The organism is Treponema sp. JC4, assembly GCF_000260795.1.
Lineage (GTDB): Bacteria > Spirochaetota > Spirochaetia > Treponematales > Treponemataceae > Treponema_D.
The window spans coordinates 1-4,453 of record NZ_AJGU01000076.1; the positions used below are offsets into that span (position 1 = coordinate 1).

Sequence of the window (4,453 nt, forward strand, 5' to 3'; positions counted from 1 at the left end):
CAAAAATTCTATTTTCTATTCTCAAAGTTATGAAGAAACTAGTGGTACAAAAAAGAATTGTTGCCATTCAACTCACAATAGAACGATTAGCAGATTTTTTAGGAAAGAAAGGCTTAATTTGGGTTATAGAAGACTTTCATAAAGTTCCAGACGAACAAAAAATTAAATTAGCACAAGTATTAAAAGTTTTTATGGACAAAGCAACTGAGTATCCAAAAGTAAAGATTATTTGTATAGGTGCAGTTTGTTCGGCAAGAGAAATGTTAGATTTGGATCCAGAACTTAATAATCGTGTTTCTGAAATCGAAGTACCTTTAATGAATGACAGTGAGATTGAAAAAATTGCAACAAAAGGTTTTAGTCTATTAAATGTTCATTTTGCAGATTCTTCACTAACAAATAAAATTGTCTATTATTCAAATCGACTAGCAGCGGTATGCCATCAATTATGTTTTGATTTATGTTATAATAAGGCAATTGAAAAAAATAGCCTTAAAAAAGTCTATATTGATTCTGATGATTTTTTCAATGCAGTCAAATCATATTCTGAACGAAATTCAGATACTTTTAAGAAAATTTTTGAAAAATTAAAAGCACATTATATTTTATTCAAACTGTGCAACAGTGTTGTTGAAAAAGGAAAAGATTCTTTCAATCCTGGAGAAATCTTTCGAAGTAATAAGAAATTAACAACTATAGAAAAAAGGAATTACTTACAAAAATTAACAGAAAAAGAATATGGTGAACTATTACAGTATAATCCAGATACAGACACATTTTCGATTCTAAATCCCTTCTTGGCTGCTTATCTAAAAATGTTATTCGCAACTGAAAGAGCAGAACAACATAATAATAAAAATATTGAGCTTTATAATCCTTATTCAATCATAAATGAGACATACTTCAGAATATTACAAGAATATTTTAACAAAGTATCTAATAATCATCATGCATAAAATCATAACTTACTGTTTCAGTATGTAATAAAAAAGCCAGCACAACATATTGTACTGGCCATAAAGCAAATATATTACTGTAGCTTGATTTATGATATATTTACAACCTCACCCCATTCCCCATCAACAACTCCCGTGCCGAGCCCACGCTGTCCACACCGTGTAAATTCTTAATCGGTGCAAACTCCTTCTCCCGCACAACTTCGTAGGCGAGATTGTTTTCCATCATGTGGATCATGTCGAGAACAAGAAGCTCGAACTTGTAGCCGTTGGGTTGGGTTGGGCTCACGAGCTGGCCGTTTTCGTCGATGAAAGGAATCTTCTTTTCGACAACGTGAACAGTCAGCTGATTGTTTACAATGTCTTCGAGTTTATCAAGGGCAAAAAGATAATTCAGAATCACGCCGTATTTATATTCCAGGCTGCCGTCGGGTGCGCGGGCTTCGGCCATTTCTTTGGACATTTCGTAGTATTCGACGATAGAAGGCTTGCCATCTTCCAGACAGAGCAGGCCCATTTTTTCCATAGGTTCAACCTTACGAACCACCTTCGAAGCACTCTGATAATTTCCATGAATAGTCGCACCAATAAAAGCAGGATCCGCAATCCGCTGCAAAACGTTATCAACAGCAAAAATGTTTATCCATTTAATATTTTTCTGATGCAAATCTTTATCAAGCCCAGCCTTTACCATAGAAGTAAACCAGCCTCCGTTACCGTTAGGCGAAGTAGCAAGCCGGCCCTTTTCTTCAAGAAGAAGTTTACCATTATAATCAACAGCACAAGCCATATCCTGAATAAAAAACTTAATATAATTCTTATCGTAACCAAAGTAATTATGTTCAGCAAAAAACTTCTGAGTAACCAGGTCATTTTTTCACTAGTCATAATATAAAGCGGAATAAAAACACCACACTGTTTAACAACATCCATCAGATTATTAATCAGACATTCAAAAATAAATAAATTATGAGATTCACCTACATTAAAACATCCTTTAGGAAGATCAAACTCAAGTTTGGTTCCCATACCACCGGCAAGAAGAACAGCTGCAACTTCTCCTTTTTTAATTGCTGCAATTCCAGCCTCCAGATACTTATCTTTGTTTTGTTATTAGAACTCGCCTGAATTAACAACAGATAGTTCACCGAGAAAAACCAAAATTTAGTTTAAGAGAAATGACCAGAAAGTCAGTCTCTTCGAACCTAGATTATCTTGCCGACGGCAATTCGGCGTTTGTTGCTTTTCCTCTGAGCGTAGTCAGAGAATATGATTCGCATTCCTTTCCGCGGTAACTGTTACCGCGCAGGTTGAAAATAAGGGCATCATCAAAGATTCTGTCCAGGGCACAGAGCAGAGAATCGTCCTCGTTGAAGTTCTGTTTCCATTGTGACGGCTGCTTGTTGCTGGTAAAAATCATTGTGTACGGGCCTTCCTTGTTGTAGCGCCGGTCAACGAGGTCGAAGAACATCCTTATGTTCTCCCTCTCAAAGACACAGTGGCCAACCTCATCAATAATCAGGCAGGATGGCTTCACAAGATTGGAAATGACTCTTCCGCTCCGTCCATATGCACGAGCCTGTGTGAACATGTCATTAAGCTCTGACATTTTTATGAAGTAAGTCTTAAGCTTATGCTGACAGCATTCATAACCGTAAGCCATGGCAATATGAGTTTTTCCGGTTCCCGCTGGCCCGATAAGCGCGACATTCTTGTGCGAATAAAGGGGCGAAAGTGACTGCAAGCCTTCCAGCTGGCTAACGTTCTTACCGTGAACCTGACTGAAATCAAAATTCTCGAATGTATTCGAGGATTTCAGCGGAAGTTTGCTCAATCTGAGCATCATCTGAATTGAAGCCTCGTTGTTGTGTTTCTCAAGGAATGTAAACATCCGCATAACTGCATCAATGTCCGCATTCGAAAAATCATTATCAAGAATGAAGGTTGAAAGTTATTCTTCAGACATCTTTACTTTAAGGCTGTCAAAGCAGCGCATTATCAGGTTTAATTTTGTATCATCCATATATCATCACTCGAAATTAAATTTGTTGAATCCGTCAGCAGTATCATCCTCAAGAGCCTGCTGCACGATTGCCTTTACCGGTGCCGTAGGAAATTCTTCCGGCTGTTCGGGTTTTGCGTACTGGTCATGGCAGAACGAATCCCTTCTGCTCCATGTCACATTGTGAGTGACAAGGCATTTTGTCATGTCGTCAGAATAAATTGACAGGATTCTGTCAGTTCTGTTTACACGTACGATGCTCTGGCCATAGGAATACGGAACACCGAACCGACGCCCTTCATAGGTGATGAAGCCGTCAAAGCTGATTTTTTGTTCCGGAAACAGATAAAGCAGTATCGTCGGCTCCTTTAGAAGCGGCTGGCAGATTTTACGGCAGTTATCCTGATGAGTCACGACAGGAAATCCTTCGATTTCTTTTCTGTAAAGGCTGTTCTTGTTACTGCACCACTGCAGAGCCTGCTCGTTCAGGTCGGTGACATTCACGAACTGACGCTCTGTAATGAAATTTTCCTTGACGAACCTGACAAGACGCTCTACCTTGCCTTTCGTGAAAGGGTGCGGAGGCTTGCATAATTTGATCTCAAAGCCCACAGCCTTCATGAATGCTTCATAGTCGTGATTCCAGACAGGTCGGCCCTCAAAATCCCTTTTTATGACTACGGATTTCATGTTGTCCGTAAGGACTTTTTGAGGAATTCCCATATACTGAAATGCATGAATCATTCCAATGAAGAGATTTTCCTGTTTTGCGTTCGGAAAGAATTCAATGTATTTCATTCCGCAGTGATGACAGATCATCGCAAAACATGCAGCCTGATATTCAAGCCCTGAATAATCACGAACCTTCACAAAGCCCCAGTCCATCTGGAATGCTTCTCCGGGGTTCGTGAAATACCTCAAGCCCCTGCTTCCCTGCGGTTCAACAGCGTACCTTTTGGGCGGAAGCAGATTTTTATTCGCGGCGACATAGCGTTTTATGCCGCTCAGGCTTCCTTTGTAGCCGACTTCTTTCAGACGATCATAAATGACAGACGTGTTCTTTACGCCTTGTCGGAGAAGATCATTTGCAACGGACTCATAGCCTGTCATCACAGTTTTATACGCTTTTCTTCCTGTAAGTGCATGAGGCATTTCTTTGAAATTATTGGATTTTAATCGTCGGAGTTTTGCGCGGCTGATTCCGCATCTCCGTTCCAGCTCCGCAAGATTGACTTTCGCAAGGTCAAAACTTTCGTCTTGCTCCGTCTTCATATCTTGGAGCGCTTGTGCTAAACTGACTTTAGAGTCATTATCATTTTTCATATTCCTCCCTGACTGAGTTTCTGGTTACTATTCAGTTTAGAGAGTTTTATCGAATTTGATAATGGCTTTTTTAATTGAACTTATTTTTGTCGATTTCCGCTGGACTTAGGTGGAAGGTGCGTACGATTTTTTGGACATCTGTATTATTTAAAACAGAAAGTATATATTAAAT

The 4,453-nt window shown here is 39.3% G+C and carries 4 protein-coding genes and 1 pseudogene; 1 reads left to right on the plus strand and 4 read right to left on the minus strand.

Translation table 11 applies throughout. The annotated features are described in order from the left end of the window. A partial coding sequence (locus MSI_RS13035) for a hypothetical protein (RefSeq protein ID WP_039925018.1) occupies window positions 1-956 on the plus strand: 956 nt, incomplete at its 5' end. A gap of 100 nt (window positions 957-1,056) precedes the next feature. On the opposite strand, the gene MSI_RS14400 is transcribed toward MSI_RS13035, so the two are convergent. From MSI_RS14400 to istA, 4 genes and pseudogenes are all read right to left on the minus strand, one after another. Next, window positions 1,057-1,824 (minus strand): UTP--glucose-1-phosphate uridylyltransferase, encoded by a 768-nt coding sequence (locus MSI_RS14400; RefSeq protein ID WP_255324565.1) that lies wholly within the window; start codon window positions 1,822-1,824, stop codon window positions 1,057-1,059. Between the two features lie 20 nt (window positions 1,825-1,844). After that, window positions 1,845-2,048, minus strand: a pseudogene (locus MSI_RS15220) (UDPGP type 1 family protein); the annotation flags it as partial. A 118-nt stretch (window positions 2,049-2,166) separates the two neighbouring features. Continuing rightward, complete coding sequence (locus MSI_RS13045) at window positions 2,167-2,847, minus strand: ATP-binding protein (protein WP_192807775.1); 681 nt, start codon at window positions 2,845-2,847, stop codon at window positions 2,167-2,169. A gap of 138 nt (window positions 2,848-2,985) precedes the next feature. Continuing rightward, window positions 2,986-4,281 carry an IS21 family transposase gene (gene istA, locus MSI_RS13050; RefSeq protein ID WP_009107916.1) on the minus strand — a complete coding sequence of 432 codons (1,296 nt, stop codon included), beginning with the start codon at window positions 4,279-4,281 and terminating at the stop codon, window positions 2,986-2,988. Between the last annotated feature and the right edge of the window lie 172 nt (window positions 4,282-4,453).